Origin of the sequence: Pseudomonas sp. NIBRBAC000502773 (assembly GCF_006517195.1) — a bacterium.
Taxonomy (GTDB): Bacteria; Pseudomonadota; Gammaproteobacteria; order Pseudomonadales; family Pseudomonadaceae; genus Aquipseudomonas; species Aquipseudomonas marginalis.
The window spans coordinates 3357879-3384472 of sequence record NZ_CP041189.1 but is presented as its reverse complement, the minus strand read 5'-3'; the positions used below and the strand labels follow the sequence as shown (position 1 = coordinate 3384472).

Sequence of the window (26594 nt, the reverse complement as noted above, 5' to 3'; positions counted from 1 at the left end):
TCAGCCTCGGCCGCGACGACCAAAGAAGAACGAAGCAATGAACATCACCAGGAAGACGACAAAGAGAATCTTGGCGATACCCGTGGCGGTGCCCGCGATACCACCGAAGCCCAGGACTGCAGCCACAATGGCGATGATCAGAAATGTGATTGCCCAACTCAACATGGTGATTCTCCTTACGCTTCTTTTAAGAGGTAACAGCGGTAGTGCCGGACGGGCGCTCGACATCAAGCGACCGACGTTCTTGCTTAAAACACCCAACGCTCTTGAGTCGGCAGCTCGCCCAGGGTGGAATCCTGGTCGGCCACACGCAATTGCGGGGCGGTTACATCGGCGCTACGGGTGCCAATGGAACTGAAATGGGTCTGGGTCGTTACCGGACGGTCGAACGCTGGGGCTTGCTGCTGACTCTGCTGCCATTGCTGCAACTGCTGGCCTGCAATCAGCGTGACCATCAGGGCCAAGCTGGCAAACAGCCCTTGTTGCAAGCGCAGTGGCGATACACGCAGTTGGCTGAGGCTTTGGCGAGTCATGCTGCATTTCTCCCACATTCTGATTATTCGTTGGGATAGCTATTGCAGAGCGCATGCCAGCTTTTTTATAAAATAAACATCAATAAAATCAACAACTTAAATATATGCATTAGGTCAATCGCCCAGCATCCTGCACGATGCCCCCTACTACGCCGTGCGAAATGCACGATGGTCAGTGGTCGGATGAAGGGATAGAAAGCACAGAGGATGGTGCCGAAGGGGCAGATAGCATGAAATCGCTGTCAGGCGAGACTTCGCAGGAAGCCGCGCAGATAGCTGCACGACATCGCCATTTATCGATCAGAATAAACCATGCAACTTGCCCGATTATTCCGGGACTAAACACCATCATTTATATAGTTAAGGAGCGCGGGACAGATGGAATCAGCCAAGGAACTTCAAGGCCGCATTCTTTTAGTGGATGACGAGTCCGCGATCCTCCGCACCTTCCGTTATTGCCTGGAAGATGAAGGCTACACCGTCGCCACCGCCAACAGCGCCGCCCAAGCCGATGCCTTGATGCAACGCCAGGTGTTCGACCTGTGCTTCCTGGACCTGCGCCTGGGTGAAGACGATGGTCTGGTGGTATTGGCCCAGATGCGTATCCAGGCGCCATGGATGCGTGTGGTGATCGTGACCGCCCATTCCGCCGTGGATACCGCCGTGGACGCAATCCAGGCCGGTGCCGCCGACTACCTGGTCAAGCCTTGCAGCCCCGACCAACTTCGCCTGGCCACCGCCAAACAGCTGGAAGTACGCCAACTTTCCGCGCGCCTGGAAGTATTGGAAGGCGCGGTACGCCAGCAGAAAGACGGCCTCGACTCCCACAGCCCGTCAATGATGGTTGTGCTTGAAACCGCACGCCAGGTGGCGGGCACCGATGCCAACATCCTGATCCTCGGCGAGTCCGGCACGGGTAAAGGCGAACTGGCCCGGGCCATTCACGGCTGGAGCAAGCGCGCGAAGAAATCCTGCGTGACCATCAACTGTCCGTCGCTGACGGCAGAACTGATGGAAAGCGAGCTGTTTGGCCATAGCCGTGGTGCCTTTACCGGCGCCAGTGAGAGCACGTTGGGCCGAGTCAACCAGGCGGACGGCGGTACGCTGTTTCTCGACGAGATCGGCGACTTTCCCCTCACTCTGCAACCCAAGTTGCTGCGATTTATCCAGGACAAGGAGTATGAGCGCGTGGGCGACCCGGTCACCCGTCGCGCCGATGTGCGTATCCTGGCCGCCACCAACCTGAACCTGGAAGACATGGTGCGCGACGGTCGCTTCCGTGAAGACTTGCTGTATCGCCTCAACGTCATCACCTTGCACCTGCCACCGCTGCGCGAGCGCAGTGAAGACATCCTCACCCTGGCAGACCGTTTCCTGGCGCGCTTCGTCAAGGAATACGCCCGCCCGGCGCGAGGCTTCAGTGATCAGGCGCGCGAAGCGCTGCTCAACTATCGCTGGCCAGGCAATATCCGCGAACTGCGCAACGTGGTGGAACGCGCCAGCATCATCTGCCCACAGGAAAAGGTCGAAATCATCCACCTCGGCATGGCCGAGCAACCGACCAATAACGCCCCACGAATTGGCGCGGCGCTGAGCCTGGACGAGCTGGAGAAAGCCCATATCGGCGCCGTACTGGCCACCAGCGATACCCTGGACCAGGCCGCCCGCACCCTCGGCATCGACGCGTCGACCCTGTACCGCAAACGCAAACAGTACAACCTGTGAGCTGCACCCTATGAAGCTAGCGATGAAACTGCGCACTCGGTTGTTCCTGAGTATCTCAGCGCTGATCACCGTCGCCTTGCTGGGTCTGATCCTGGGTCTGGTCAGCGTCATGCAAATGGCCAAGACCCAGGAGTCCCTGATTCGCAGCAACTTCGTCACGCTGGACCTGGGACTCAAGCTGCGCCAAAGCCTGGGCGACCAGCTGATCATGATGCTGGAACATCGCCCCGATCCGCAGGCATTGCAAAGCTCAAAGCAGCATTACTTCGACCTGCTGGACCAAGGCATCGCCCATGAGCAACGTGACGGCCATAGCCACGGCTTCAGCCAGGCGCGGGCCCAATACCAGGACCTGCTGGACGCCTTCGAGCAATCCCAGCAGGCGTCGCCACCACCGGGCAGCAAGGAAAAACTCACCGAAACCTTCAATGTGCTGCGTAACGGGCTGATTGCCGAACATAAGCAGGCCTTGGAAAACATCAGCACCAGCGAACATAAATCCCGCGCACGCGCCTTGCTGATCGCCGGTTTGCTGGGGTTGGTGGGCCTTGCCGTGCTGATCATCGGATTTGTCACGGCCCATGGCATCGCCCGGCGATTTGGCGGCCCGATCGAAGCGCTGGCAAAAGCAGCGGACAAGATCGGCCAGGGCGATTTTGAAGTGACGCTGCCGCTCTCTTCGGCAGCGGAAATGAACCTGTTGACGCGTCGCTTCGGCCTTATGGCCGAGGCGGTGCGCCAGCATCAGGCGACTAACGTTGACGAGTTGCTGGCCGGCCAGCAGCGCCTGCAAGCCGTGCTCGACAGCATCGACGACGGCCTGCTGATGATTGACCGCCAAGGCCGCCTGGAGCATCTCAATCCGGTTGCACAACGCCAATTGGGCTGGGACGAGGAACGCCTCGGCCAAGGCCTTGGCGAAGCCCTGGTGCGCCCGGAGCTGGATGAACAACTGCAACTGGTGTTGCGCGGCGGCACCCTGGAGCGCGCGCCGGAGGACCTGGAAGTCGAAGTCGAGGGCGAACTGCGCCTGCTGACCTACAGCCTCACCCCTGTCAGCCATACCCAGGGACATATCCTTGGGGCGGTGATGGTGCTGCACGACGTCACCGAACAGCGCGCCTTCGAGCGAGTGCGCAGCGAATTCGTCTTGCGCGCCTCCCATGAACTGCGCACGCCGGTGACCGGCATGCACATGGCGTTCGGCCTGTTCCGTGAACGCGCGAAGTTCCCGCCGGACTCCCGTGAAGCGGACCTGCTGGATACGGTCAATGAAGAAATGCAGCGCCTGATGCAGTTGATCAACGACCTGCTCAATTTCTCGCGCTACCAGAACGGCCTGCAGAAACTCACCTTGGGCCCCTGCGACGTGACCGATCTGCTCGAACACGCCCGCGCGCGCTTTGTGGAGCCCGCCAATGCGCAACACATCGAACTGCTGGTAGAAGTGCAATCCGACCTGCCACGGCTGTATGCCGACCAGGCGCAATTGGAACGGGTACTCGACAACCTGCTGGGCAATGCCCTGCGTCATACCGCCGACGGCGGGCAGATTCGCCTGCAGGCCCGACGTCATGGCGAACGGGTGATTATCAGCGTCGAAGACAACGGCGAAGGTATCGCTTATGGCCAGCAAGGGCGCATCTTCGAACCCTTTGTCCAGGTTGGGCGCAAGAAGGGCGGCGCCGGCCTGGGGCTGGCGCTGTGCAAGGAGATCGTGCAATTGCACGGCGGCCGTATGGGGGTGTATTCGCGGCCGGGGCAGGGCACCCAGTTCTATATGGCGCTGCCCTTGTAGGCGCCAGCTAGCGCCGGTTCAGGGCACGCAGGATGGCAGCACTTTCGGCATCCGGCACGCCATCGAACCGGGATGGCCGGAAGCGCATCTGGAACGCCGCGATCACATGGCGCGTGGCGACATCCAACTCACCCGTCTGGGGTGTCGGGTAACCGAGGAGCGCCAATTCTTCCTGGAACCAGGTGATGCTCGGCAATTCAGCGGCGTACTGCACCTGGAAACGGGCGACGGCCTGGGCATCCGGCCACACACTCAGGCCTTCATCGGCCAGGCGCTTCCAGGGGAACAGCGGCCCCGGGTCGAGCTTGCGCAGCGGCGCGATATCGCTATGGCCGATGATGTTCCTGGGGTCGATGCCATTGCGCTTGCTGATGTCCTTGAGCAGCACCACCAGCGATTTCACCTGGGCCTCGGAGTAGGGGTACCACAAGCGGCCTGTGGGGGTGTCCTTATAGCCCGGGTTTACGATCTCGATGCCGATGGAGCTGGAGTTGAGCCAGGTACGCCCCATCCACTCGCTTTCTCCCGCATGCCAGGCACGTTGGCTCTCATCCACCAGCTTGTAGATGGTGGCGCCGGCGTCGTCACCGATCAGGTAGTGAGCGCTGACCTGGCCGTGGGTCAGCAGGGCGAGGGAACGCTCAAGGTTGGTGGAGGTGTAGTGCACGACCACGAACTGCACGCGATTGTCGTGGTTCGCCGAAGGGTGGCGGGTGTCCAGGCGCGGACCACTGGCGCAGCCGGCGAGCAGAAGAAATACACAGGCGAAGTACAAGGATTTCATGGCGGAAGACAGTACGCTGAAGACGATAATGCAACAGTGTAACGTACCGTTTGTGGCCAGCGGTCAAATTACACGATGGAACGTCTTTTATGCGGCCTGCACCTGATTACGCCCAGCCGCCTTGGCCCGATACAACGCCTCGTCGGCTCGCTTGAGCGCCAGCTCACTGCGCTCACCCGGCTGCAGTTGCGCCACGCCCATGGACACGGTAATCGTCACCGGCTCGCCCTTGAAGTGGAACGGGCAGGCGGCAATCGCGGCACGCAGTACTTCCCCCACTGCCAGGGCGTCCGAAAGGGTTGAGTCAGGCATCAGCAACACAAACTCCTCACCGCCAAAACGCGCGATAAAGTCACTGGGGCGCAGGCGCTTACGCAGGACGTTGGCGATGATTTTCAGCACCTTGTCACCCGCCAGATGGCCGTAGCCATCGTTGATGCGCTTGAAGTGGTCCAGGTCCAACATCGCCAGCGAAAGGCTATTGCCACGCTGGTGCCAGGCATTGACCTCATGGTCCAGACGCTCGCTCCAGGCCGCGCGGTTAGGCAAGCCGGTGAGCGGATCGATCAAGGCCTTCTGGCGTTGCACCTCCAGGTGCTCACGGTAACCCTGGGCTTCCTGCTCCATATTGGCGACCCGCTCGGCCAGGCCTTTCAGGCGCGCCGCCACTTCCTGCTCGCGCTGGTCACGTTGTTGCTGGTGCTCGTCCATGGTCCCAAGCAAACCCTCCAGATGGCTTTCGAGCACCTGCTTGAGGCTGTCCAGGTCCGCGGCTTCCTGGACACTGCTTTGCAGGCCGTCGACCTGTTCGCGAATCTGCGTGTCCAGCTCCCTGGCAGCGGAGCGGCTGTCGGCATGGCCGTCGCTGGCCACTTGCAGATGGCCCTGGAAGGCTTCAAGGCGTTCGTTGAGCTGTTTGAGGTAAGCCTCAAACTCGTGCTGGCCGCTGTCGGTGATCGCCAGCATCAGCACCGCCAGGTCATCGAGGATCGGCAGCAATTCGTACCAATTCAAGCCGTGGGCCAAGCGCTCACGCATGGCTTCGGCCTGGGGCCGATGGCGCTCGGGCAAGGCCAACTCCTCAAGCAGACCGATCAGGGTGTCTTCGATGTGCTTGGCCACGGAGCTGTACGATGGCTCCGGTGAATCCGGCAGGGAGTAGAGGCCATCCGATTGAAGTTCATCGGGGTCCGGTTCTTCGACGTCAAGAACCGGAGGGAACGAGAGGCTGCCGATCACCGTCTCCTGCGGCGCCTCGACGGCAACCTGCGGCGTTTCGATAAAGGCGGCGAGCGCGCTTTCGGAGGCGGGCTCTTCCACCTGCGGCTCAGGCTCCCCGGGCTCGACAGGTGCTGGAGATACGTCGACAGGCGCAGCTACTGCGGCCCTTTGGGCAGGCGCCTCGTACACAAACTTTTCACTGGCGACATCGGCAGCCTTGGCGGGCGCTGTGGCTTCAGACTGCGCGGCAACCGGCGCCTGAGGCTGCGGCGCAAAGGCTCGCAACGCTTGCGTCAATTCGTCGGACTGTTCGGGCTCCTGGGGCTCGACGGCGGGCTTGGGGGCAACAGGGGCCGGCGGCGGACTGGGGATGGGCTCGCTGGCCGGCGCCTCGCTCGAAGCGTCCTTGGCCCCAAACAGGCGTTGCAACAAGCCCGGCCCGGGACGCACGGTTTCACCGTCCGGCTCCAGGTTATCCAGCGCCTGCCCTTGCAGGCTGCTCAACTCGCTGAGCAACAGGGGAATCTCGCGCGCCTGGCTGACGCGGCCATCCAATTGCTTGGCAAAGGCTTTCAGCGGACGGGCGACCTCACGGGGCAGCGGCAGCTTTTGCAACTGCGTGACCAGGGAGGTCAGTGCGGTACTAATCTGGTCGATCCGGGTTTCGCGGCGCTGCTCCGAATCCAGTACCGCCTTCTCCAGGCGCGGCAGCAAGGCGGCGAGGGCGGCATCCATGTCGTCGGTACGCACGACGTCGCGCATTTCCTTCATGCACTGGTCAACCGCACGGTCGGTGCCTTCCGCCGCCAGTGTGCTGCGCACCAGCCCACGACGCAGCAGGTCGAGGCGGGCAGCCCAACGGCGTTCGAGCTTTTCTTGTTGCTCGATGCTTAACAGGTATTTCTCTTTCCAGCGCTGGGCGTCGTCGCTCATGCAAGGGGTCCGCGAGGGCCAGGGCTCAACGCGGGCAATGCATCAGCCGTGAGCGAACCCGGCAGACGAATCTCTACCGCGACTGGCAGGTGATCGGAGATGGGCTGCGCCAGTACCTGCACACTCTCGAGTGTGAGGCTCGGGCTGAGCAGGATATGGTCAAGACAGCGTTGCGGGCGCCAGCTGGGGAACGTGGCTTCGACTTGCGGCGCCAGTAGCCCGAGGTCACGCAACGGGGAATTCAGCAGGAGGTCGTTCGCATGGGTGTTCATGTCACCCATCAACACCTGATGCTTGTAATTGCCAATCAGGTCGCGCACGTAGGCCAACTGCAGGTTGCGCGTACGCCCCCCGAGCGCCAGGTGCATCATCACCACCACCAAGGCCTCAGGGCCTTCGCCAAACCGCACGAGAATCGCCCCGCGCCCCTTGGGGCCCGGCAATGGGTGATCTTCGATGGAGGTGGGCTTCAAACGGCTGAGCACACCATTACTGTGCTGCGCCAGGCGCCCGAGGTTGCGATTGAGCTGCTGGTACCAGTAGGGGAACGCCCCGAGGTGCGCCAGGTGTTCGACCTGATTGATATAGCCGGAACGCATGCTGCCGCCGTCGGCTTCCTGCAGGGCGACCAGGTCGAAATCATTCAACAGGTCGCCGATCTTCTGCAGGTTACCGGCCCGTCCGTTGTGGGGCAGCAAATGCTGCCAGCCCCGGGTGAGGTAGTGTCGGTACTTCTCGGTGCTGTTGCCCACCTGGATATTGAAGCTGAGCAGGCGCAGGCGGTTGTCGGCCGGCAAACCTGTGGACTCCAGATGATGTTCGTTGACCTGCGGTTCACGCAGGCCAACCACACGTTCAGTACCCCAGCGGCGCATGAGGAGCCCCTTACTTGGCTGCGCGTTCTTTGGCAATCAACTGGTCGGCAACGTTGAGGGTCGCTTCAGGACCACCGGTGGTGCCCAGGTCGAAACGATACTTGCCGTTCACAATCATGGTCGGTACGCCTTGCACGCCGTACTTCTGCGCCAGCTCCTTGGCCTGCTTGATCTGGCCCTGGATGGCGAAGGAGTTGAAGGTGGCCAGGAACTTGTCCTTGTCGACGCCTTGGGTGGCAATGAAGTCAGCCATTTCGTCCGGTTTGGTCAGGCGCTTGCCTTGTTTCTGGATGGCGTCGAATACCGCGTTGTGGACCTTGTGCTCCACACCCATGGCTTCCAGGGTCAGGAACAGTTGGCCGTGGGCATCCCATGGGCCGCCGAACATGGCGGGGATGCGCTTGAAGTTCACGTCCTTGGGCAGCTTCTCGACCCAAGGGTTGATGACCGGCTCAAAAGCGTAGCAATGCGGGCAGCCGTACCAGAACAGCTCCACCACTTCGATCTTGCCCGGCACCGAAACGGGCACTGGGTTGGCCAATTCAACGTAGGTTTTACCGGCTTCAAGCGGCACATCGGCAGCTTGCGCGGTCATGCCGAAGAGGCTGGCAGTGACGAGAGCGGCGCTGAGGATCAGATTACGCATGCTTTACTCCTGGACAAATAAAGTCGCCTCACGCGACCTTTGTTGTGACAGGTCTACGCGGGCATGAGTTCGTTAGTGTAACGGCAGCGGCCACAAAAAAGGGCGGCCTCAGCCACCCTTTTTATGCTTGCATCGATGGATTAATCGAGCGTTAACGTTGCCGGGGCACTTAGTGCAGGCCCTGGATGTAGCTGGAGACGGCGGCAATGTCCTCGTCACTCAGCTTGCGGGCGATGGTGCGCATGATTGCCGCGTCGCCATCATTGGCTCGCCCTGCCTCTTCCTTACGGAAATCGGTCAGTTGCTTGGCAATGTAAGTGGCGTGCTGGCCGCTCAGGTGCGGGAAGCCGGCGGCGGCTATGCCCGCGCCATTGGGCGAGTGGCAACCGGTGCAGGCAGGCAGGCCTTTATCCAGGTCACCGCCGCGGAACAGTTTTTCACCACGAGCAACCAGTTTCGGATCAGCAGCTCCCACACTGCCTTTCTGGCTGGCAAAATAAGCCGCGAGGTCTGCCAGGTCCTGGTCACTGAGGTTGGTCAGCAGACCGGTCATTTCCAGGACCGTACGCTTGCCATCCTTGATGTCGTGCATCTGCTTGGTCAGGTAACGCTCACCCTGGCCGGCCAATTTGGGGAAGTTCGGCGCCGGGCTGTTACCATCCGGCCCATGGCAGGCACCACATACGGCGGCTTTCGCTTGACCGGCAGTGGCATCACCTTTAAGGGGGCCCTCTGCGGCGACGGCAACACCGGTGATGCCCAAGGTCAACAGCAGACTCACGATCAGTTTGTTCATCAGCTAATCCAACTACGGCTAAGGGTTTAAGAGTTATCTACCGGGTTTACTCACCATCAACTCAATGATGGCCTGGTAATCCTCGGTACTGCAGTCCATGCACAAACCACGCGGCGGCATTGCCTTGAAACCCTGGGTCACGTGTTGCACCAGCATGTCCATGCCCTGCGCCAGTCTTGGCGCCCAGGCTGCCTGGTCACCCCGTTTCGGGGCGTTCGGCAGTTGGCCGGCATGGCAAGCCACGCAAACTCGGTTGTACACCGCTTCCGGATCCTGTGTAGCCTGAGCGCCATACAGCGGAACCAGGGCACCAAAAGCGAGCAACCATCGGGTCATACATCGACCTTTTCAGGGTTTGAGAGCGTTTTGCGTTCTAATGCGCAATAAAGGTCTATCGCTCCCGTGAACTTCATCCTTCGCTGGGACAAAGCACACACAAAATCTGCGGCATTATATACTGGCGCTACTGAAACGGAAACGACACCGCTTGCCGCACCCTTTTTCGGCACCGCCCACATCGGAAATCTCATGCAACTCAAGAACCCCATCCTCGGCCTGTGCCAACAGTCCACCTTCATGCTCAGCGCCGCCAAAGTTGACCAATGCCCCGATGACGAAGGCTTTGAAGTCGCCTTTGCCGGTCGCTCCAACGCCGGTAAATCCAGCGCACTGAACACCCTGACCCACGCCAGCCTCGCGCGCACCTCGAAAACCCCGGGCCGCACGCAGTTACTCAACTTCTTCAAGCTAGACGATGATCGGCGTCTGGTCGACCTGCCGGGCTACGGTTATGCAAAAGTACCTATCCCGCTGAAGCTGCACTGGCAGCGTCACCTGGAGGCTTACCTGGGTGGCCGCGAGAGTTTGAAGGGGTTGATCCTGATGATGGATATCCGTCATCCAATGACCGACTTCGACCTGCTGATGCTGGATTGGGCGGTCGCCAGCGGCATGCCGATGCATATCCTGCTGACCAAGGCCGACAAGCTCACCTATGGCGCCGCCAAGAACACCCTGCTCAAAGTGCAGTCCGAAATCCGCAAGGGTTGGGGTGACACAATCACCATCCAGCTGTTCTCGGCCCCCAAGCGCATGGGCCTGGAAGATGCCTATACCGTGCTGGCCGGCTGGATGGAATTGGCTGACAAAGGCGCGGAACTCGCCGAGTAACTTTTCTGCGGGCAAAAAAAACCCCGGACTTCGTATGGGGAGGGGAAGTTCGGGGTTCAAGTACCGGACCGCTAGGGCGGGGTCCGGATATCTGCCAACACTTAACACAACATAGGAGCATTGAAGGGCTTCACCACCCATTCAGTAACTCTGAGTAGCAGTTCACAGGTTAAGTTCCGGCAGGTTCAAAAAACTATTGGAAATAACTGAAGCGGATTTCCGATCTAAAGCATTCCGCCACCACGCTCGGTGGTGGCGATGCCGCGAAATCAGTGCGCTTCGTCCCAGTTGTCGCCTACGCCAACGTCCACCACCAACGGCACATCCAACTGCGCCGCCGCACTCATGTGCTCGCGAATCTTCTCGCTGACCTCGGCCACCAGATCCTCACGCACCTCCAGCACCAGCTCATCGTGTACCTGCAGGATCACCTTGGCATCCAGGCCCGACGCGGTCAGCCAGTTATCCACCAGCACCATGGCTTTCTTGATGATATCCGCCGCCGTGCCCTGCATCGGCGCGTTGATCGCCGTGCGTTCTGCGGCCGCGCGCTCCTGGGGCTTGTTGGAGTTGATATCCGGCAAATACAGCCGACGTCCGAAGAAGGTTTCCACGTAACCTTGATCGGCAGCCTGGGCGCGGGTGCGCTCCATGTACTCGCGAACGCCTGGGTAGCGGGCGAAGTACACATCGATGTAAGCCTTGGCGGTCTTGGTATCGACACCGATGTCCTTGCCGAGCTTCTGGGCCCCCATACCGTAGATCAGGCCAAAGTTGATCGCCTTGGCACTGCGACGCTGATTGGAGGTGACCTCAGCCAATTCGACCTTGAACACCTCGGCCGCCGTGGCGGTATGCACGTCCAGGTCGTTACGGAACGCATTCATCAGCCCTTCGTCCTTGGACAGGTGCGCCATGATCCGCAGCTCGATCTGCGAATAGTCCGCCGCCAGCAGTTTGTAGCCCTTGGGCGCGACAAACGCCTGGCGGATGCGCCGCCCTTCGGCGGTGCGCACCGGGATGTTCTGCAGGTTCGGGTCGCTGGAAGACAGCCGCCCGGTCGCCGCCACCGCCTGATGGTAAGAGGTGTGAACACGCCCGGTCCGCGGGTTGATCTGCTCCGGCAAGCGGTCGGTGTAAGTGCTTTTCAGCTTGCTCATGCTGCGGTACTGCATCAGTACCTTGGGCAGCGGATAGTCATCTTCGGCCAGCTTGGCCAGCACTTCCTCTGCCGTGGATGCCTGGCCCTTGCCCGTCTTTTTCAGCACCGGCAGGCCGAGTTTCTCGTAGAGAATCGCGCCGAGCTGCTTGGGCGAACCCAGGTTGAACTCTTCGCCGGCGATCTCGAACGCCTGGCGCTCCAGCTCAACCATCTTGTTGCCCAGCTCGATGCTCTGGACACCGAGCAGCTGCGCATCCACCAGGGCGCCCTGGCGTTCGATACGCGCCAGCACCGGTACCAGGGGGATTTCGATGTCCGTCAGCACACTTGCCAGGCTCGGGATGGCGGTGAGCTGTGCGTGCAATGCCTGATGCAGGCGCAGCGTCACGTCCGCATCTTCGGCAGCATAAGGGCCAGCCTGTTCGAGCGGGATCTGGTCGAAGGTGAGCTGCTTGGCGCCTTTGCCGGCGATGTCCTGGAAACTGACGGTGTCGTAGTCCAGGTACTTCTTGGCCAGGCTGTCCATGTCATGGCGGGTCGCAGTGGAATTCAACACGTAGGATTCAAGCATGGTGTCGAACGCGATACCGCGCACGCTGATGCCATTCGCCGGGTCACCGCCGATGGCACAGTTGGCCAGGATATTCATGTCGAACTTGGCGTGCTGGCCGACCTTGAGCTTGCTCGGGTCTTCCAATAATGGCTTCAAGGCCAGCAGCACGGTGTCGCGATCCAGCTGCTGCGGCGCACCGATGTAGGAATGGGTCAGCGGGATGTAGGCGGCTTCATGGGGCTGCACGGCGAAGGAAACCCCCACCAGTTGCGCCTGCTGAGCGTCGATCCCGGTGGTTTCGGTGTCGAAAGCGAACAACGTCGCGTCGTTGAGTTTCTTCAGCCAGACATCGAATGTGGCTTGGTCGAGGATCGTGGTGTAGGTCGTTTCTGCGGGTGCCGCAGGCGTAGCTTCAATAACATCTTCGGCAACAGGCGCGGCCTTGAGCTCCACTCGCTTGGCATCGCGCTGAATCTCATCGAACCAGCTCTTGAACTCCAGCAGGGTGTAAAGCTCCAGCAACTTTTCGCGATCCGGTTCAATCAGGTGCAAATCGTCCAGACCCACGTCCAGCGGCACATCGATCTTGATCGTCGCCAACTGATAGGAGAGGAATGCCATCTCCTTATGCTCTTCCAGCTTCGCCGGCAGCGTCTTGGCACCCCGGATCGGCAGGGTCGGCACAATGTCCAGCTGCTCATAAAGCTCTTTGAGGCCGCCGTTCACGCCCACCAGCAAGCCGGAAGCGGTCTTCGGACCAATGCCCGGAACGCCCGGGATGTTGTCGGACGAATCGCCCATCAACGCCAGATAGTCGATGATCTGCTCCGGAGCGACGCCAAATTTCTCCTTTACGCCCTCGATGTCCATCGAGCTACCGGTCATGGTGTTGACCAGGGTAATGTGCCCGTCGACCAACTGCGCCATGTCCTTATCTCCGGTGGAGATCACCACCGGACGGTCAGCGGCGGCACTGCTGCGGGCCAGGGTGCCGATCACGTCATCGGCCTCGACGCCTTCGACGCACAGCAAAGGGAAGCCCAGGGCGATCACGCTCTGGTGCAGGGGCTCGATTTGCACGCGCATGTCATCGGGCATGCTTGGGCGGTTGGCCTTGTATTCGGCGTACATGTCATCGCGAAACGTCCCACCCTTGGCGTCGAACACTACCGCGAACGGGCTGTCCGGGTACTGCTTGCGCAGGCTTTTGAGCATGTTCAACACGCCCTTGACCGCACCGGTCGGCAGGCCTTTGGAGGTGGTCAGCGGTGGCAGCGCGTGGAACGCGCGGTACAGGTAAGACGAACCGTCCACCAGGACGAGGGGGGCTTGGCTCATGAGCAGGATCAACCTTTTCGGCGGGTCAGGCGCTAGAATAGCCGGACCAATGAAAACAAAGGGACAAGGTTATCATGCGTACATTCAATCGCCTGCTGTTGACCGGCCTGATTGCATTCGCTCCGATGGCTGCCATGGCGGCAGACAGCGCGCCTTCGGGTGATCCGGAAGTGACCATTCGCACGGAAGGCGACCGGACTATCCAGGAGTACCGTCAGAACGGTTTCCTGTATGCAATCAAGGTGACCGTAAAAGGTGCGCCTCCGTATTTCCTAGTACGCGCGGACGGAACCGACGCGAACTTCATCCGCTCTGACCAGCCGGATATGCTGATCCCGTCATGGAAGATCTTCGAATGGAAATGATTTCTTAACTTCAATTGGCGCCGCCCACTGCGGCGCCCGTACTGGCAGTTTTAACCATGTCTGTGTTCACCCCCCTGGCTCGGCCCGAGCTGGAAACCTTTCTCGCCCCCTACGGGCTCGGCCGCCTGCTTGACTTCCAGGGGATTGCCGCTGGTAGCGAAAACACCAATTTCTTTATCAGCCTGGAACAGGGCGAGTACGTCCTGACCCTGGTTGAGCGCGGCCCCGTGCAGGAAATGCCGTTCTTCATCGAACTGCTCGACGTGCTCCACGACGCCGACCTGCCGGTGCCCTACGCCCTGCGCACCACCGATGGCGTTGCATTGCGCGAACTGAAAGGCAAACCAGCCCTGCTGCAACCACGCCTGGCCGGCAAACACATCAAGGACGCCAACCCACAGCATTGCGCCCAGGTCGGCGACCTGCTCGGCCATCTGCACCTGGCGACACAAGGCGAGAAAGTGCTGGAGCGCAAGACCGATCGCGGGCTGGACTGGATGCTCAGCGAAGGTGCGCAGCTGATTTCGCACCTGGACGATGCGCAGCAAAGCCTGCTGCAAGCAGCATTGACTGAAATCGAAACCCATAAGGCCGAGATCCTCGCCCTGCCGCGGGCCAACGTGCACGCCGACCTGTTCCGTGACAACGCGATGTTCGAAGGCACGCACCTGACGGGCTTGATCGACTTCTACAACGCTTGCTCCGGGCCGATGCTGTACGACGTGGCGATCGCCCTGAATGACTGGTGTTCACACGCCGATGGCGTGATTGATGGCCCGCGCGCCCGAGCGCTGCTGGGTGCCTACGCCGGCCTGCGGCCGTTCACGGCCAAGGAGGCCGAGCTATGGCCAACCATGTTGCGGGTGGCGTGCGTGCGGTTCTGGCTGTCGCGCCTGATCGCCGCTGAATCGTTTGCCGGGCAGGATGTGTTGATCCACGATCCCGCCGAGTTCGAGCATCGGCTGGCGCAACGCCAAGACGTTACTGTCCACCTGCCGTTCGCCCTTTAACGGTTCAGGCGGGCAAAAAAATGTGGGAGAGGGCTTGCTCCCGATAGCGGTAGATCAGTCAACTTATGCACTGACTGACACTCTGGTATCGGGAGCAAGCCCCCTCCCACATTTGATCTGCGCTGCGGCTTATAACGACTCCAGGCACCCTGCCAAGTCGTTCCCCAACTTCTCCAGCACCTGCTCATAACCCTGGGCCGTGGCGGGGGTGTAGCCGCCCAGCGCATCCAATTCCGCCAGCTTCACCGGCAAACCTGCCACCAAGGTTTCGGCCAGACGCGGACGCAACGGCGGCTCACTGAACACACAGGTCTTGCCCACTTCCTGCAAACGCGTACGCATCGCCGCCACATGCTGGGCGCCAGGCTGCACTTCGGCAGCAACGCTGAACACGCCAGTGTGCTTGAGCCCGTAGGCGTCTTCAAAGTAATCAAAGGCTTCGTGGAACACGAAGTAAGGTTTGTCACCGATGCTCGCCAGGCGTTTTTTCAGGCGCGCATCCAGTGCATCAAGGCGCTCGTCGAAAGCCTTGGCATTGCTCTGATAACGCGCGGCGTTCACGGGGTCGGCAGCACTGAGGTCAGCGGCCATACGCGCTGCGATCACCCGAGCGTTCACCGTGGACAGCCACAGGTGTGCATCCAGGCTCCCCGGGCGGTGATCATGGTCATGTTCGTCGGCATCGTCGGCGTGGGAATGGCTATCTTCGGCGAACCGACGCAATTTCATCCCCGGCAGGTCTTGAACCGCTACGGTCGGTGCGGTACGCCCCTTGAGCACGCGAGGCAGGAAGCCCTCCATGTCCGGCCCGATCCAATACAGCAGATCGACCGACTGCACACGCCGTACGTCGGATGGGCGCAAGGCAAAGTTATGGGGCGATGCACCCGGCGGCAGCAATACCTCCGGAACCGCCACACCGTCCTGCACGGCAGCGGCAATCAACTGCAATGGCTTGATGCTCGTGAGCACCTTGACCTCGGCCTGAGCGGCCCCAGCGAGGAACAAACTGGTGACAAATACGACAAAAACGGGAAAAAGTCGGGACACGATGACCACTCAATGACGTAGGAACGGGTAACATAATAACGTCTCTATCAAATATCTGTCGCCGCTCATGCCTAAAACACCGCTTGCCAGCCGTCCACACGACCACTCTCACTGCGTGCATACCGCGCTGTCGGAGGCCGACACCCTGTGCGCACAGAAAGGCTTGCGCCTGACCGCCCTGCGTCGCCGGGTGCTGGAACTCGTCTGGCAGAGCCACAAGCCCCTGGGTGCCTACGACATCCTGGGCGTGCTCAGCGAGCAGGACGGCCGCCGCGCCGCGCCACCGACCGTGTACCGCGCGCTGGATTTCCTGCTGGAAAACGGCCTGGTGCACCGCATTGCCTCGCTCAACGCCTTTGTCGGCTGCAACCACCCGGAACACGCGCATCAGGGCCAGTTCCTGATCTGCCGCGAGTGCCACGCCGCCATCGAGCTTGAACAAAAGAGCATCAGCGACGCCATCATCAAGAGCTCCGCCGACGTAGGTTTCCGGGTCGAAGGACAGACGGTCGAAGTGGTCGGCCTGTGCTCGGGCTGCCAGGGGGCTTGATGAGCAATGCGTTAATTCGCCTGGAGCAGGTCGGCGTCACGTTTGCCGGGCAAAACGTGCTGGATAACATCGCGTTGAGCGTCGAACCGGGGCAGATCGTCACCCTGATCGGCCCCAATGGCGCCGGCAAGACCACCCTGGTGCGCGCCGTACTCGGCTTGCTCAAGCCCGACACCGGCAGCGTGTGGCGCAAGCCAAGGCTGCGCGTGGGCTACATGCCGCAAAAGCTGCACGTTGATCCAACCTTGCCCTTGTCCGTACTGCGGTTTTTGCGCCTGGTGCCCGGTGTGGACCGCGCCCGCGCGCAGGCGGCCCTGAAGGAGGTCGGCGCCGAGCAGGTCATCGACAGCCCGGTGCAAAGCATCTCCGGCGGCGAAATGCAGCGCGTGCTGCTGGCCCGTGCCCTGTTGCGCGAGCCCGAGTTGCTGGTGCTGGATGAACCCGTGCAGGGCGTCGACGTCGCCGGCCAGGCCGAGCTGTACAGCCTGATTACCCGCCTGCGCGACCGTCATGGCTGCGGCGTGCTGATGGTCTCCCATGACTTGCACCTGGTGATGAGCACCACCGACCAGGTGGTATGCCTCAACCGCCACGTGTGCTGCTCCGGCCACCCGGAACAAGTCAGCAGCGACCCGGCGTTCGTCGAGCTGTTCGGCAAGAACGCCCAGAGCCTGGCGATCTATCACCACCATCACGATCACGCCCATGACCTGCATGGCGCTGTCGTTGACGATCCCGCGACGCCCCACCCCCACGTTCATGGAGATAGCTGCAAGCATGGCTGATTTTCTGCTTTACGCCCTGCTGGCAGGCTTGGCTCTGGCGCTGGTGGCGGGCCCACTGGGCTCGTTCGTGGTCTGGCGGCGCATGGCGTACTTTGGCGACACCTTGTCCCACGCCGCGCTGCTGGGCGTGGCCATGGGCTTCCTGCTGGATGTGAGTCCGACCATCGCCGTGACCGTGGGCTGCCTGCTGCTGGCGGTACTGCTGGTGACCCTGCAACAGCGCCAGCCACTGGCCTCGGACACCCTGCTGGGCATCCTGGCGCCGAGCACGCTGTCCCTGGGCCTGGTGGTGCTGAGCTTTATGCATGAAGTGCGCATCGACCTGATGGCCTATCTGTTCGGCGACCTGCTGGCGATCAGCCCCACCGATCTTGCCTGGATTCTCGGCGGCAGCGCCACAGTATTGGTGCTGTTGGTCGCCCTGTGGCGCCCACTGCTGGCCATCACGGTGCATGAAGAACTGGCCAGGGTCGAAGGCTTGCCCGTATCCGCGTTGCGCATGGCCCTGATGCTGCTGATTGCCGTGGTGATCGCTGTCGCGATGAAGATTGTCGGCGTATTGTTGATCACATCGCTGTTGATCATTCCCGCCGCCGCCGCCCAGCGCCACGCCCGCTCGCCGGAGCAGATGGCAATCGGTGCCAGCCTGTTGGGGATGCTGGCAGTGTGTGGGGGCCTGGCGTTGTCATGGTTCAAGGACACGCCGGCCGGACCGTCGATCGTAGTCACGGCGGCCGCCCTGTTTCTGCTGAGTTTTGTCCTGCCCCGTCGAGGGGTGTAGACTTGCTCGCTTTTTGCGCAAATAGAGAGTCGCAGGAATGAAGCTGTTCACCTCCCGTTATCTGCTCCTTGCCGCGTTTTCCCTGCTGCTGGGCGCCTGTCAAAGCACACCGCCCGCCGCCCCAGAGGCCCCGGATCCGCGTGCTGCGGCCATCGCGCAGCTGGAGCAAAACCTGGCCAGCAGTGAGCTGGCCACCGCCGAAGACCAACTGGCCTCGCTGCAGGCCCAGTCGCCCAATGACCCGACGCTGGAACCCTACCAACGTCAATTGGCCGAGGCTTACTTGCAGCGCAGCCAGATCGTGCTGCAAAAAGGCGACGTAAACGCCGCCGCCACCGCCCTGAGCCGTGCCCGCGCGCTGATGCCCAAGGCACCGGCGCTGACCGGTGGCGTCAACAGCGCGATCACCCACGCCCGTAAAGTCGAGCTGGATAAAGCCGAAGAGGCCCTCAAGGCCGCCGAAGCCAAGCCCGCCGCCAAAGTCATCGACCCGGCCGCGCCAAGCACCACCGTGGCGCTGAACCTTACTGATATTGAAGCGCTGCGCCATCAACTGGATGCGATTGCCACCGACGTGGTGAATTACCAGTGCGATGTGACGATCCAGGCGCCGCGCACCCAGGACTACCCGTGGCTGGCCACGTTGCTGGCCAAACGGGTGAAGCGCATTGATTCAGGGTATGACCTGAAGATTCACCGGCAGATTCTTAAGCATATTCCGGCGCAGGTTGTGCTGACTCCGCGTAAGGAGGAATGACGCATCGGGGGCAAGCCCCTCTCACGTTTGAATTGTGAATACATTCAATTGTGAGAGGGGCTTGCCCCCGATAGCGATCTAACAAGCAACCAATAACTTAAGCCGGAATCGCCTTAGCCTTCGGCTCACGATCCCAAACCCGATGCTGTGCAATCGCGGCAAAAAACGCCTTGAACGCTTTCGCATCCGAACCCACGATCAACCCCGCATCCGTCTCCAGCTTCAGCAGATCCAGCAGTGGCTTCACGTCACTGGCAACCGCAATCGCCTTCAGGTGTTTGTAGGCTTCCAGAACGTAATGCAATGCCACACCATCACCGCTCAGTGCTTTCACCGACTCTTTTCCGCCTGGAATAAACACGGCGTCAAACGCAATCGACGGCATGCCTTCCATCGACGCATCCACCGGCAGGCGCTTGCCATCCGCCGTCTTCACCGGCGCCGAGGTCGGCCCCAGCAACTTGGCATGGGCACCTTCTGCCGCCAGTGCTTTTTTAAGCGCATCGATTGCCGCGCCATCCACACCGTCAGCCGCGAGAATCGCGACTTTGCGCGTCTTGATATCGCCGGACAGCAGGTTCACCTGGCTCAATGCCGGCGACTCTTTCAGCGAAGACTCACGCGGCGCTACCGTGCCTTTGGTCGGCGCCGGCAGACCAAGGTTCTGCGCCACGCGCTTGGCCAGTTCCAGATCGATATTGGCCAGAATCTCGTTGACCTGCCGCGCGCGGATAAACTCGCGCTCCACCTTGCCCAACTCGAAGCTGTAGGCCGCGATGATGTGCTCTTTCTCGTGGTGGCTCATGCTGTGGAAAAACAGCGCAGCCTGGGAGAAGTGGTCGCCAAACGACTCACTGCGCTCACGTACCTTATTGGCATCGACGCGCTCGTAATAGGTTTCGAAACCGCCATCCTGGGCAGCCGGTGGCGTTTCTTTCGGCCAGCCGCCATCGATCGAGTTCGGCTCGTAAGCAGCACGGCCCTTGTCGATCACGGTGCGATGCTGGGCGTCGCGCTGGCCGTTGTGGAAAGGTACTACCGGCCGGTTGATCGGCAGCTCATGGAAGTTCGGCCCACCGAGGCGGCTGATCTGCGTGTCCGTGTAGGAAAACAGACGACCTTGCAGCAACGGGTCGTTGGTGAAGTCGATACCCGGCACGATATGGCCCGGGCAAAACGCGACCTGCTCGACTTCGGCAAAGAAGTTATCCGGGTTGCGGTTCAGCACCATCTTGCCCAGCGGCGTGATCGGCACCAGTTCCTCGGGGATGATCTTGGTCGGATCGAGCAGGTCAAAGTCGAACTTATGCTCGTCTTCTTCCGCAACGATCTGCACACCCAACTCCCACTCAGGGTAGTCGCCGCTTTCAATCGCTTCCCACAGATCACGACGGTGGTAATCGGTATCTTTACCGGCCAGCTTTTGCGCTTCGTCCCACACCAGGGAGCAGGTGCCGACCTTCGGGTGCCAGTGGAACTTCACAAAGCTGGACTTACCTTCGGTATTGATCAAGCGGAAGGTGTGAATGCCAAACCCCTGCATGGCACGCAGGCTTTTTGGAATGGCGCGGTCAGACATCGCCCAGATCACCATGTGCGCCGACTCCGGCTGCAACGAAACAAAATCCCAGAACGTATCGTGAGCCGAGCCGCCGGTAGGAATTTCGTTGTGCGGCTCAGGTTTTACCGCATGCACGAAGTCGGGAAACTTGATCGCATCCTGAATGAAAAACACCGGCATGTTGTTGCCGACCAGGTCGAAGTTGCCCTCGTCGGTGAAGAACTTCACCGCGAAACCGCGCACGTCACGCACCGTATCGCCCGAGCCACGCGGGCCCTGCACGGTGGAGAAACGCACGAACACCGGGGTTTTATGCTCGGGGTTACGCAGGAAACCCGCCTTGCTCAGCGCGGAATGGTTTTCATAGGTCTGGAAATAGCCATGGGCGCCGGTGCCCCGGGCATGCACGATGCGCTCGGGGATACGCTCATGGTCAAAGTGCGTGATTTTTTCACGCATGATGAAGTCTTCCAGCAGCGAGGGGCCGCGGGCGCCGACTTTCAAGGTGTTCTGGTTGTCGGAAATCTTCACGCCTTGGTTGGTACGCAGGGCCTGGCCGGTCGCATCGGAACGGAATTCCTCCAGGGCTTGCAGCTTGGCGTTGGTGTTGCCACGGTCAAGGGTGTCGGTGCCTGCAAGTTCACTCTTCGACGGGGTGGCTGGCTTCTTGGTACTCATCAGTCAAAACTCCTTATTCAAAGTGGCCAGAGCGGTCCCCGGCTCGTTTGAGCAAAACCCCAGGCACGGCACCTGGGAAATCGAGTTGCTTAAGTAGTGACTGACACGGTTTTCTGCCGTTCCTTTTTTATGACCTTTGATCGCGTTATTGCCAAATCACTGGTTGAATGCGAAATAAATGCTAAGAAACGCTATACGGACAGGCTAAAATGCGCGCCCGGCTAACCGCTGATCCCTTTTCAATGCGCCCCACAAGGTTCGCTACGTGATCGAGTTTCAAAACGTCCATAAAACCTACCGCGTCGCCGGTAAGGATATTCCCGCGCTGTACCCCACCAGCCTGCGCGTCGAAAACGGCCAGGTGTTTGGCCTGATCGGCCACTCGGGTGCAGGTAAAAGCACGCTACTGCGCCTGATCAACCGCCTGGAAGAGCCCAGCGGCGGCCAGATCACGGTGGACGGCGAAGAAGTCACCGCCCTGGACGCCAACGGCCTGCGCCGTTTCCGCCAGCAGGTCGGGATGATCTTCCAGCACTTCAACCTGCTGGCGTCCAAGACCGTTGCCGACAACGTGGCCCTGCCACTGACCCTGGCCGGCGAATTGTCGCGCAAGGACATCGACCAACGCGTCGCCGAGCTACTCGCCCGCGTCGGCCTGTCGGACCACGCCAGGAAGTACCCGGCGCAGTTGTCCGGTGGCCAGAAGCAGCGCGTCGGCATTGCCCGCGCCCTGGCGACCAAGCCGAAAATCCTGCTGTGCGACGAGGCCACCAGTGCCCTCGACCCGCAAACCACCGCCTCGGTCCTGCAACTGCTGGCCGAGATCAATCGCGAGTTGAAACTGACCATCGTGCTGATCACCCATGAAATGGATGTGATCCGCCGCGTGTGTGACCAGGTAGCCGTGATGGACGCCGGCGTGATCGTCGAGCAAGGCTCGGTGGCCGACGTGTTCCTGCACCCCAAGCACCCGACCACCAAGCGCTTCGTGCAGGAAGCCGAGCAGGTCGATGAAGGCGAGCAGCGCGATGACTTCGCCCATGTACCGGGTCGCATCGTACGGCTGACATTCCAGGGTGAAGCGACCTACGCGCCATTGCTGGGCACCGTCGCCCGGGAAACGGGGGTGGACTACAGCATCCTCGCCGGCCGCATCGACCGCATCAAAGACATCCCCTACGGGCAACTGACCCTTGCAGTCACCGGCGGTGACATGGAAGCGGCCTTTGCCCGCTTTACCGCCGCAGACGTCCACATGGAGGTGCTGCGCTGATGGACGTTTTCTTGAGTTTCTTCGCCAATATCGACTGGTCCGAAATCTGGCTCGCCACCGGCGACACCATGATCATGCTGTTCGGTTCGCTGTTCTTCACCGTGGTATTGGGCCTGCCTTTGGGCGTGCTGTTGTTCCTGACCAGCCCACGCCAGTTGTTCGAGCAAAAAGGCCTGTACGCACTGCTGTCGCTGGTCGTGAACATCCTGCGCTCGCTGCCGTTCATCATCCTGCTGATCGTGATGATCCCGTTCACCGTGCTGATCACCGGTACATCCCTGGGCGTAGCGGGGGCGATCCCGCCGCTGGTCGTAGGGGCCACGCCATTCTTCGCCCGCCTGGTGGAAACCGCCTTGCGTGAAGTGGACCGCGGCATCATCGAGGCCACCCAGTCCATGGGCGCCAGCACCCGCCAGATCATCATCAACGCGCTGCTGCCCGAAGCACGCCCCGGCATCTTCGCGGCGATAACGGTGACGGCGATTACCCTGGTGTCCTACACGGCCATGGCCGGTGTCGTCGGCGCCGGCGGCCTGGGTGACCTGGCGATCCGTTTCGGTTACCAGCGCTTCCAGACCGATGTGATGGTGGTCACCGTGGTAATGCTGTTGATCCTGGTGCAAATTCTGCAAACCGTCGGCGACAAGCTGGTGGTGCACTTTTCTCGAAAATAACGGCCATTGCCGGTCAAAAGCCGGCACATGCCCGAACAAGGAGCTTGTTGGATGAAAAAACTACTGGTTGCTTTCGCCGCCGTTGCCGCGTTTTCCGCCCATGCCGCCGAGACCCTGAAAGTCGCTGCCTCGCCGGTGCCCCACGCGGAAATCCTGGAATTCGTGAAGCCTGCCCTCGCCAAAGAAGGCGTGGACCTGCAAGTCAAAGTCTTCACCGATTACGTACAGCCCAACGTCCAGGTAGCGGAAAAGCGCCTGGACGCGAACTTCTTCCAGCACCAGCCGTACCTGGATGAATTCAACAAAGCCAAAGGCACTCACCTGGTGAGCGTCGGCGCTGTGCACCTGGAGCCTCTGGGCGCTTACTCCAGCAAGTACAAAAAACTGGAAGACCTGCCTGACGGCGCCAACGTGGTGATCCCGAACGACGCCACCAACGGTGGCCGTGCGCTGTTGCTGCTGGCTAAAGCCGGTTTGATCAAATTGAAGGACTCGACCAACATCCTGTCGACCATCAAGGACATCACCGAAAACCCGAAAAACCTGAAATTCCGCGAACTGGAAGCCGCCACCCTGCCGCGCGTGCTGACCCAGGTCGACCTGGCGCTGATCAACACCAACTATGCGCTGGAAGCCAAGCTGGACCCGTCCAAGGACGCCCTGGTGATCGAAGGCAATGACTCGCCTTACGTGAACATCCTCGTGAGCCGCGAAGACAACCAGGATTCGGACGCGATGAAAAAGCTGATTGCAGCCCTGCACACCCCTGAGGTGAAGCAATTCATCCAAGAGAAGTACAAAGGCGCGATCCTGCCGGCGTTCTGATCAGACTCGGTCTCCAACACGCTGGAGATCAAAAAATGTGGGAGGGGGCTTGCCCCCGATTGCGGAGTATCAGTCGCTGCATGAGCTGACTGATCTGCCGCCATCGGGGCAAGCCCCCTCCCACATGTGTTGGGCATTGCCTGTTACTTGCGCTGCAACAGCCCCGGCAGTTGCGCCACCAGCTTCTGGTTGTTCAACGGCGCACGGATAAAGCCGCGCTGGGTACCATCCGGACCGATCAGCGCGAGGTTGCCGCTGTGGTCGACGGTGTAGTTGGGCTTGCTGGTGTCTGCCGGGATGAACGGGATGCTCACGGCATTCGAGACCTTCTGCACATCCTCCACGTTCGCGCCGGTGAGGCCTTGAAATTGTGGGTCGAAGTAGCCCAGGTACTGCTTGAGCTGGGTCGGGGTGTCGCGGTTCGGGTCGACGCTGACCAGGATTACCTGCAACTTATCCACAGCCTCCTTAGGCAACTCGCTCTTGATCTGGCGCAGTTGGGCGAGGGTGGTCGGGCAGATGTCGGGGCAGAAGGTGTAGCCGAAGAACAGCAGGCTCCACTTGCCTTTCAACTCGTTGACCAGCACCGGCTGGCCTTCCTGGTTGGTCATGCTCACCGGCGGCAGCTGGCGGCTTTGCGGCAGCAGGATGATACCGGCATCAATCAATGCCGTAGGGTCGCCCTGGCCCTTGCCCGAGAGCACTTTGTTAACGGTCAGGCCCATGATCAACGCGACGATGGCCACCAGGATAAAGACGGTTTTTTGAGTTCGAGTCATAGGTTCAACAGTAAGTAGTGGTCTACGAGCAGGGCGATAAACAGCAGGAACAGGTACCAGATAGAGTACTTGAAGGTGTTGATCGCCGCGTGCGGCTGAGCGCCACGGTACAGCACCCAGGCCCATTGCAGAAAGCGTCCGCCCAAAACCAGCGCACAGGCCAGGTAGAGCGGGCCGCTCATGTGGATCACATAGGGCATCAGGCTCACCGCCAACAGGGCGAAGGTATAGAGCAGGATATGCACCTTGGTGTAGTGCTCGCCGTGGGTGACAGGCAGCATTGGGATATCGGCCTTGGCGTATTCCTCCTTGCGGTGAATGGCCAGGGCCCAGAAGTGCGGCGGCGTCCAGGCGAAGATGATCAGCACCAGCAACAAGGGCTCGGCGCTGACATGGCCGGTAACGGCGACCCAGCCCAACAGCGGTGGCGCGGCACCGGCCAGGCCTCCGATGACAATATTTTGTGGCGTCGCACGCTTGAGAAAACCGGTGTAGACCACCGCATAACCGAGCAGCGAAGCCAGCGTCAGCCATGCCGCCAGGGGGTTGGTAAACGCCAGCAACAAGGCCAATCCTGCAACGGCTAGAAACAAAGCAAAGGCCAGCGCCGCCACCGGCGACACACGCCCCTCCGCCAACGGCCGCTTATGAGTGCGAGCCATCACTGCATCAATCCGCCGGTCCACCACATGGTTCACCGCCGCCGCGCCACCGGCACACAGGGCTATTCCCAGGTTGCCGAAAATCAGTACCGCCCACGGCACGCCGGCGCGGGTCGCGAGGAACATGCCGACCAGGGAGGTGATGAGCATCAGCACCACCACTTTCGGCTTGGTCAGCTCCAGGTAATCGCGCCAGATCGCCTGGCTGTGGCGCGCGCCGATCAAGGTCGCCATGGCATCTCTCCTTTAAGGGTGATGAGGCCCGATACGCGTTTGCGCGGGCTGAAGCGCCAGCCGAACGGCAACTGGTGACGCACCCGGACCAGACTGGTGCGGGCGTGGTAATTGACCAGCACCAGGGTCAATAACAGCGCCGCACCGCCGGCGTTATGGCCGACCGCAACCGGCAGCGGCAGGTGGAAATACACGTTGCTCAGGCCCAGGCTGATTTGTGCCGCCAGGGCAATCAACAGCAGGCCCGCGAGCCGCGTCATACCCACCGCACGCAGCTGCCAGGCCAGCCCCGCAAGCACCAGGGTGACCAGCACCGCACCGATGCGGTGGGTCAGGTGGATGGCGGTGCGCGCGTCGCTGTCGAGCTGGCCGCCAAGGTAATTGGGCCCGATGTGCTGGGTCAGGTGAAAGCCGTTGGCGAAGTCCGCCGCAGGCCACCACTGACCATGGCAGGTGGGCAAATCGATACAGGCCACCGCTGCGTAGTTGGAACTGACCCAGCCGCCCAAGGCGATCTGACCGATCACCAGCACCAGGCCGGCCGTGGCCCAATATTGCAGGCGCCTGGGCACGATCAACGCGGGCAACACCCCAGACAAGCGCAGGGTCAGCAGAAACAGCAGGCTCAAGGTCGCAAAGCCGCCCAACAAATGCCCCGTCACCACCTGGGGCCACAGCTTCAAGGTCACCGTCCACATGCCAAACGCGGCCTGGGCGAACACCACCATCAACAGAAACAACGGCAGTTTCACTGGCTGGCCCGGATCACGCCGATGGCTCCACGAACGCGCCGCCAACAGCACAATCAACAGGCCCAGGGTGCCGGCGAAATAGCGATGGGTCATCTCCGCCCAGCCCTTGTCAGCCTCCACCGGCGTATCGGGAAAATGCAATTCGGCATGGGCCAGCTGGGCCTCGCTTTGCGGCACGCTGATAAAGCCGTAGCAGCCCGGCCAGTCCGGGCAACCGAGGCCGGCGTGGGTCAGGCGGGTGTAGGCGCCAAGCAGCACGACGATCAACGCCAGCAGAGAGGCAAACAACGCGAGGCGAAATCCAGGTTTGGCCATGACGATGCC

At 61.0% G+C, this 26594-nt stretch carries 26 protein-coding genes; 12 read left to right on the top strand and 14 right to left on the bottom strand.

The annotated features are described in order from the left end of the window. Together NIBR502773_RS15755 and NIBR502773_RS15750 are read right to left on the bottom strand one after the other, a co-directional pair. The gene (locus NIBR502773_RS15755; protein ID WP_003170804.1) at positions 1-165 is read right to left on the bottom strand and encodes a DUF1328 domain-containing protein; all 165 of its coding nucleotides are present in this window, start codon (positions 163-165) and stop codon (positions 1-3) included. 83 nt (positions 166-248) lie between these two features. After that, positions 249-533: a hypothetical protein gene (locus NIBR502773_RS15750; protein ID WP_115488332.1), complete on the bottom strand. Its 285-nt coding sequence runs from the start codon at positions 531-533 to the stop codon at positions 249-251. A gap of 378 nt (positions 534-911) precedes the next feature. Here NIBR502773_RS15750 and algB point away from each other — a divergent pair, with 378 nt between their 5' ends. Then, positions 912-2258 (top strand): sigma-54-dependent response regulator transcription factor AlgB, encoded by a 1347-nt coding sequence (algB, locus tag NIBR502773_RS15745; protein WP_027608022.1) that lies wholly within the window; start codon positions 912-914, stop codon positions 2256-2258. Positions 2259-2268: 10 nt separating this feature from the next. After that, positions 2269-4056, top strand: a complete 1788-nt coding sequence (locus NIBR502773_RS15740; protein WP_115488290.1) for a KinB sensor domain-containing domain — start codon at positions 2269-2271, stop codon at positions 4054-4056. Between the two features lie 7 nt (positions 4057-4063). On the opposite strand, the gene NIBR502773_RS15735 is transcribed toward NIBR502773_RS15740, so the two are convergent. The 6 genes from NIBR502773_RS15735 to NIBR502773_RS15710 all read right to left on the bottom strand — a co-directional run bounded on the left by NIBR502773_RS15735 (position 4064) and on the right by NIBR502773_RS15710 (position 9647). After that, the gene (locus tag NIBR502773_RS15735; protein ID WP_027608024.1) at positions 4064-4840 is read right to left on the bottom strand and encodes an N-acetylmuramoyl-L-alanine amidase; all 777 of its coding nucleotides are present in this window, start codon (positions 4838-4840) and stop codon (positions 4064-4066) included. Between the two features lie 87 nt (positions 4841-4927). Further along, positions 4928-6994 (bottom strand): GGDEF domain-containing protein, encoded by a 2067-nt coding sequence (locus tag NIBR502773_RS15730; RefSeq protein WP_141156397.1) that lies wholly within the window; start codon positions 6992-6994, stop codon positions 4928-4930. Further along, the gene (locus NIBR502773_RS15725) at positions 6991-7869 is read right to left on the bottom strand and encodes an endonuclease/exonuclease/phosphatase family protein (protein WP_065937860.1); all 879 of its coding nucleotides are present in this window, start codon (positions 7867-7869) and stop codon (positions 6991-6993) included. Before NIBR502773_RS15725 ends, NIBR502773_RS15730 begins: the two co-directional genes overlap by 4 nt. Before the next feature lie 10 nt (positions 7870-7879). Beyond that, positions 7880-8515: a thiol:disulfide interchange protein DsbA gene (gene dsbA, locus NIBR502773_RS15720; protein ID WP_027608027.1), complete on the bottom strand. Its 636-nt coding sequence runs from the start codon at positions 8513-8515 to the stop codon at positions 7880-7882. A 169-nt stretch (positions 8516-8684) separates the two neighbouring features. Beyond that, positions 8685-9311 (bottom strand): cytochrome c4, encoded by a 627-nt coding sequence (locus tag NIBR502773_RS15715; protein ID WP_065926859.1) that lies wholly within the window; start codon positions 9309-9311, stop codon positions 8685-8687. A gap of 33 nt (positions 9312-9344) precedes the next feature. Continuing rightward, positions 9345-9647, bottom strand: a complete 303-nt coding sequence (locus tag NIBR502773_RS15710) for a cytochrome c5 family protein (RefSeq protein ID WP_141156396.1) — start codon at positions 9645-9647, stop codon at positions 9345-9347. Between the two features lie 192 nt (positions 9648-9839). Here NIBR502773_RS15710 and yihA point away from each other — a divergent pair, with 192 nt between their 5' ends. After that, positions 9840-10481 (top strand): ribosome biogenesis GTP-binding protein YihA/YsxC, encoded by a 642-nt coding sequence (gene yihA / locus NIBR502773_RS15705; protein ID WP_027608030.1) that lies wholly within the window; start codon positions 9840-9842, stop codon positions 10479-10481. Between the two features lie 269 nt (positions 10482-10750). Here the strand turns inward: yihA and polA are convergent, their stop codons facing one another. After that, complete coding sequence (polA, locus tag NIBR502773_RS15700) at positions 10751-13534, bottom strand: DNA polymerase I (protein WP_141156395.1); 2784 nt, start codon at positions 13532-13534, stop codon at positions 10751-10753. A gap of 74 nt (positions 13535-13608) precedes the next feature. On the opposite strand from polA, the gene NIBR502773_RS15695 reads away from it, so the two are divergent. Continuing rightward, complete coding sequence (locus NIBR502773_RS15695; protein WP_141156394.1) at positions 13609-13899, top strand: DUF2782 domain-containing protein; 291 nt, start codon at positions 13609-13611, stop codon at positions 13897-13899. Between the two features lie 56 nt (positions 13900-13955). Next, entirely contained in the window at positions 13956-14909 is a 954-nt protein-coding gene (locus NIBR502773_RS15690; protein WP_115488294.1) for a homoserine kinase, read from the top strand. A gap of 129 nt (positions 14910-15038) precedes the next feature. Here NIBR502773_RS15690 and NIBR502773_RS15685 read toward each other — a convergent pair whose 3' ends face one another. Beyond that, the gene (locus NIBR502773_RS15685) at positions 15039-15968 is read right to left on the bottom strand and encodes a zinc ABC transporter substrate-binding protein (RefSeq protein ID WP_092356040.1); all 930 of its coding nucleotides are present in this window, start codon (positions 15966-15968) and stop codon (positions 15039-15041) included. Positions 15969-16026: 58 nt separating this feature from the next. Here NIBR502773_RS15685 and zur point away from each other — a divergent pair, with 58 nt between their 5' ends. From zur to NIBR502773_RS15665, 4 genes are read left to right on the top strand one after another with little or no spacing between them, the layout of a single operon-like run. Continuing rightward, positions 16027-16509 (top strand): zinc uptake transcriptional repressor Zur, encoded by a 483-nt coding sequence (gene zur, locus NIBR502773_RS15680; protein ID WP_026136513.1) that lies wholly within the window; start codon positions 16027-16029, stop codon positions 16507-16509. Beyond that, positions 16509-17294 carry a zinc ABC transporter ATP-binding protein ZnuC gene (gene znuC, locus NIBR502773_RS15675; RefSeq protein ID WP_115488295.1) on the top strand — a complete coding sequence of 262 codons (786 nt, stop codon included), beginning with the start codon at positions 16509-16511 and terminating at the stop codon, positions 17292-17294. Before zur ends, znuC begins: the two co-directional genes overlap by 1 nt. Continuing rightward, a complete protein-coding gene (gene znuB, locus NIBR502773_RS15670) occupies positions 17287-18075 on the top strand; it encodes a zinc ABC transporter permease subunit ZnuB (protein WP_141156393.1) in 789 nt (262 codons plus the stop codon). Before znuC ends, znuB begins: the two co-directional genes overlap by 8 nt. Positions 18076-18112: 37 nt before the next feature. After that, positions 18113-18832, top strand: a complete 720-nt coding sequence (locus NIBR502773_RS15665) for a PA5502 family lipoprotein (RefSeq protein ID WP_141156392.1) — start codon at positions 18113-18115, stop codon at positions 18830-18832. Positions 18833-18929: 97 nt separating this feature from the next. On the opposite strand, the gene katE is transcribed toward NIBR502773_RS15665, so the two are convergent. Next, a complete protein-coding gene (katE, locus tag NIBR502773_RS15660) occupies positions 18930-21071 on the bottom strand; it encodes a catalase HPII (RefSeq protein WP_141156391.1) in 2142 nt (713 codons plus the stop codon). Positions 21072-21336: 265 nt separating this feature from the next. Here katE and NIBR502773_RS15655 point away from each other — a divergent pair, with 265 nt between their 5' ends. From NIBR502773_RS15655 to NIBR502773_RS15645, 3 genes are read left to right on the top strand one after another with little or no spacing between them, the layout of a single operon-like run. After that, the gene (locus NIBR502773_RS15655; RefSeq protein ID WP_027608039.1) at positions 21337-22344 is read left to right on the top strand and encodes a methionine ABC transporter ATP-binding protein; all 1008 of its coding nucleotides are present in this window, start codon (positions 21337-21339) and stop codon (positions 22342-22344) included. After that, complete coding sequence (locus NIBR502773_RS15650; RefSeq protein WP_065926851.1) at positions 22344-23018, top strand: methionine ABC transporter permease; 675 nt, start codon at positions 22344-22346, stop codon at positions 23016-23018. Before NIBR502773_RS15655 ends, NIBR502773_RS15650 begins: the two co-directional genes overlap by 1 nt. Positions 23019-23069: 51 nt before the next feature. After that, a complete protein-coding gene (locus NIBR502773_RS15645; RefSeq protein WP_141156390.1) occupies positions 23070-23843 on the top strand; it encodes a MetQ/NlpA family ABC transporter substrate-binding protein in 774 nt (257 codons plus the stop codon). A 143-nt stretch (positions 23844-23986) separates the two neighbouring features. Here the strand turns inward: NIBR502773_RS15645 and NIBR502773_RS15640 are convergent, their stop codons facing one another. Genes NIBR502773_RS15640 through NIBR502773_RS15630 form a run of 3 tightly spaced genes read right to left on the bottom strand, consistent with a single transcriptional unit; the run spans position 23987 to position 26585 of the window. Beyond that, complete coding sequence (locus tag NIBR502773_RS15640) at positions 23987-24622, bottom strand: SCO family protein (protein ID WP_065937870.1); 636 nt, start codon at positions 24620-24622, stop codon at positions 23987-23989. Next, positions 24619-25518: a heme o synthase gene (gene cyoE / locus NIBR502773_RS15635; RefSeq protein ID WP_027608043.1), complete on the bottom strand. Its 900-nt coding sequence runs from the start codon at positions 25516-25518 to the stop codon at positions 24619-24621. Before cyoE ends, NIBR502773_RS15640 begins: the two co-directional genes overlap by 4 nt. Further along, entirely contained in the window at positions 25506-26585 is a 1080-nt protein-coding gene (locus tag NIBR502773_RS15630) for a heme A synthase (protein ID WP_065937871.1), read from the bottom strand. The genes cyoE and NIBR502773_RS15630 overlap by 13 nt, the downstream gene beginning before the upstream one ends. Positions 26586-26594: the final 9 nt, after the last annotated feature.

Excerpts from the sequence above, each read along its gene's own strand:
- NIBR502773_RS15755 (WP_003170804.1), bottom strand. The coding sequence starts at position 165 with ATGTTGAGTTGGGCAATCACATTTCTGATCATCGCCATTGTGGCTGCA.
- NIBR502773_RS15750 (WP_115488332.1), bottom strand. The coding sequence starts at position 533 with ATGACTCGCCAAAGCCTCAGCCAACTGCGTGTATCGCCACTGCGCTTG.
- algB (WP_027608022.1), top strand. The coding sequence starts at position 912 with ATGGAATCAGCCAAGGAACTTCAAGGCCGCATTCTTTTAGTGGATGAC.
- NIBR502773_RS15740 (WP_115488290.1), top strand. The coding sequence starts at position 2,269 with ATGAAGCTAGCGATGAAACTGCGCACTCGGTTGTTCCTGAGTATCTCA.
- NIBR502773_RS15735 (WP_027608024.1), bottom strand. The coding sequence starts at position 4,840 with ATGAAATCCTTGTACTTCGCCTGTGTATTTCTTCTGCTCGCCGGCTGC.
- NIBR502773_RS15730 (WP_141156397.1), bottom strand. The coding sequence starts at position 6,994 with ATGAGCGACGACGCCCAGCGCTGGAAAGAGAAATACCTGTTAAGCATC.
- NIBR502773_RS15725 (WP_065937860.1), bottom strand. The coding sequence starts at position 7,869 with ATGCGCCGCTGGGGTACTGAACGTGTGGTTGGCCTGCGTGAACCGCAG.
- dsbA (WP_027608027.1), bottom strand. The coding sequence starts at position 8,515 with ATGCGTAATCTGATCCTCAGCGCCGCTCTCGTCACTGCCAGCCTCTTC.
- NIBR502773_RS15715 (WP_065926859.1), bottom strand. The coding sequence starts at position 9,311 with ATGAACAAACTGATCGTGAGTCTGCTGTTGACCTTGGGCATCACCGGT.
- NIBR502773_RS15710 (WP_141156396.1), bottom strand. The coding sequence starts at position 9,647 with ATGACCCGATGGTTGCTCGCTTTTGGTGCCCTGGTTCCGCTGTATGGC.
- yihA (WP_027608030.1), top strand. The coding sequence starts at position 9,840 with ATGCAACTCAAGAACCCCATCCTCGGCCTGTGCCAACAGTCCACCTTC.
- polA (WP_141156395.1), bottom strand. The coding sequence starts at position 13,534 with ATGAGCCAAGCCCCCCTCGTCCTGGTGGACGGTTCGTCTTACCTGTAC.
- NIBR502773_RS15695 (WP_141156394.1), top strand. The coding sequence starts at position 13,609 with ATGCGTACATTCAATCGCCTGCTGTTGACCGGCCTGATTGCATTCGCT.
- NIBR502773_RS15690 (WP_115488294.1), top strand. The coding sequence starts at position 13,956 with ATGTCTGTGTTCACCCCCCTGGCTCGGCCCGAGCTGGAAACCTTTCTC.
- zur (WP_026136513.1), top strand. The coding sequence starts at position 16,027 with ATGCCTAAAACACCGCTTGCCAGCCGTCCACACGACCACTCTCACTGC.
- znuC (WP_115488295.1), top strand. The coding sequence starts at position 16,509 with ATGAGCAATGCGTTAATTCGCCTGGAGCAGGTCGGCGTCACGTTTGCC.
- znuB (WP_141156393.1), top strand. The coding sequence starts at position 17,287 with ATGGCTGATTTTCTGCTTTACGCCCTGCTGGCAGGCTTGGCTCTGGCG.
- NIBR502773_RS15665 (WP_141156392.1), top strand. The coding sequence starts at position 18,113 with ATGAAGCTGTTCACCTCCCGTTATCTGCTCCTTGCCGCGTTTTCCCTG.
- katE (WP_141156391.1), bottom strand. The coding sequence starts at position 21,071 with ATGAGTACCAAGAAGCCAGCCACCCCGTCGAAGAGTGAACTTGCAGGC.
- NIBR502773_RS15650 (WP_065926851.1), top strand. The coding sequence starts at position 22,344 with ATGGACGTTTTCTTGAGTTTCTTCGCCAATATCGACTGGTCCGAAATC.
- NIBR502773_RS15645 (WP_141156390.1), top strand. The coding sequence starts at position 23,070 with ATGAAAAAACTACTGGTTGCTTTCGCCGCCGTTGCCGCGTTTTCCGCC.
- NIBR502773_RS15640 (WP_065937870.1), bottom strand. The coding sequence starts at position 24,622 with ATGACTCGAACTCAAAAAACCGTCTTTATCCTGGTGGCCATCGTCGCG.
- cyoE (WP_027608043.1), bottom strand. The coding sequence starts at position 25,518 with ATGGCGACCTTGATCGGCGCGCGCCACAGCCAGGCGATCTGGCGCGAT.
- NIBR502773_RS15630 (WP_065937871.1), bottom strand. The coding sequence starts at position 26,585 with ATGGCCAAACCTGGATTTCGCCTCGCGTTGTTTGCCTCTCTGCTGGCG.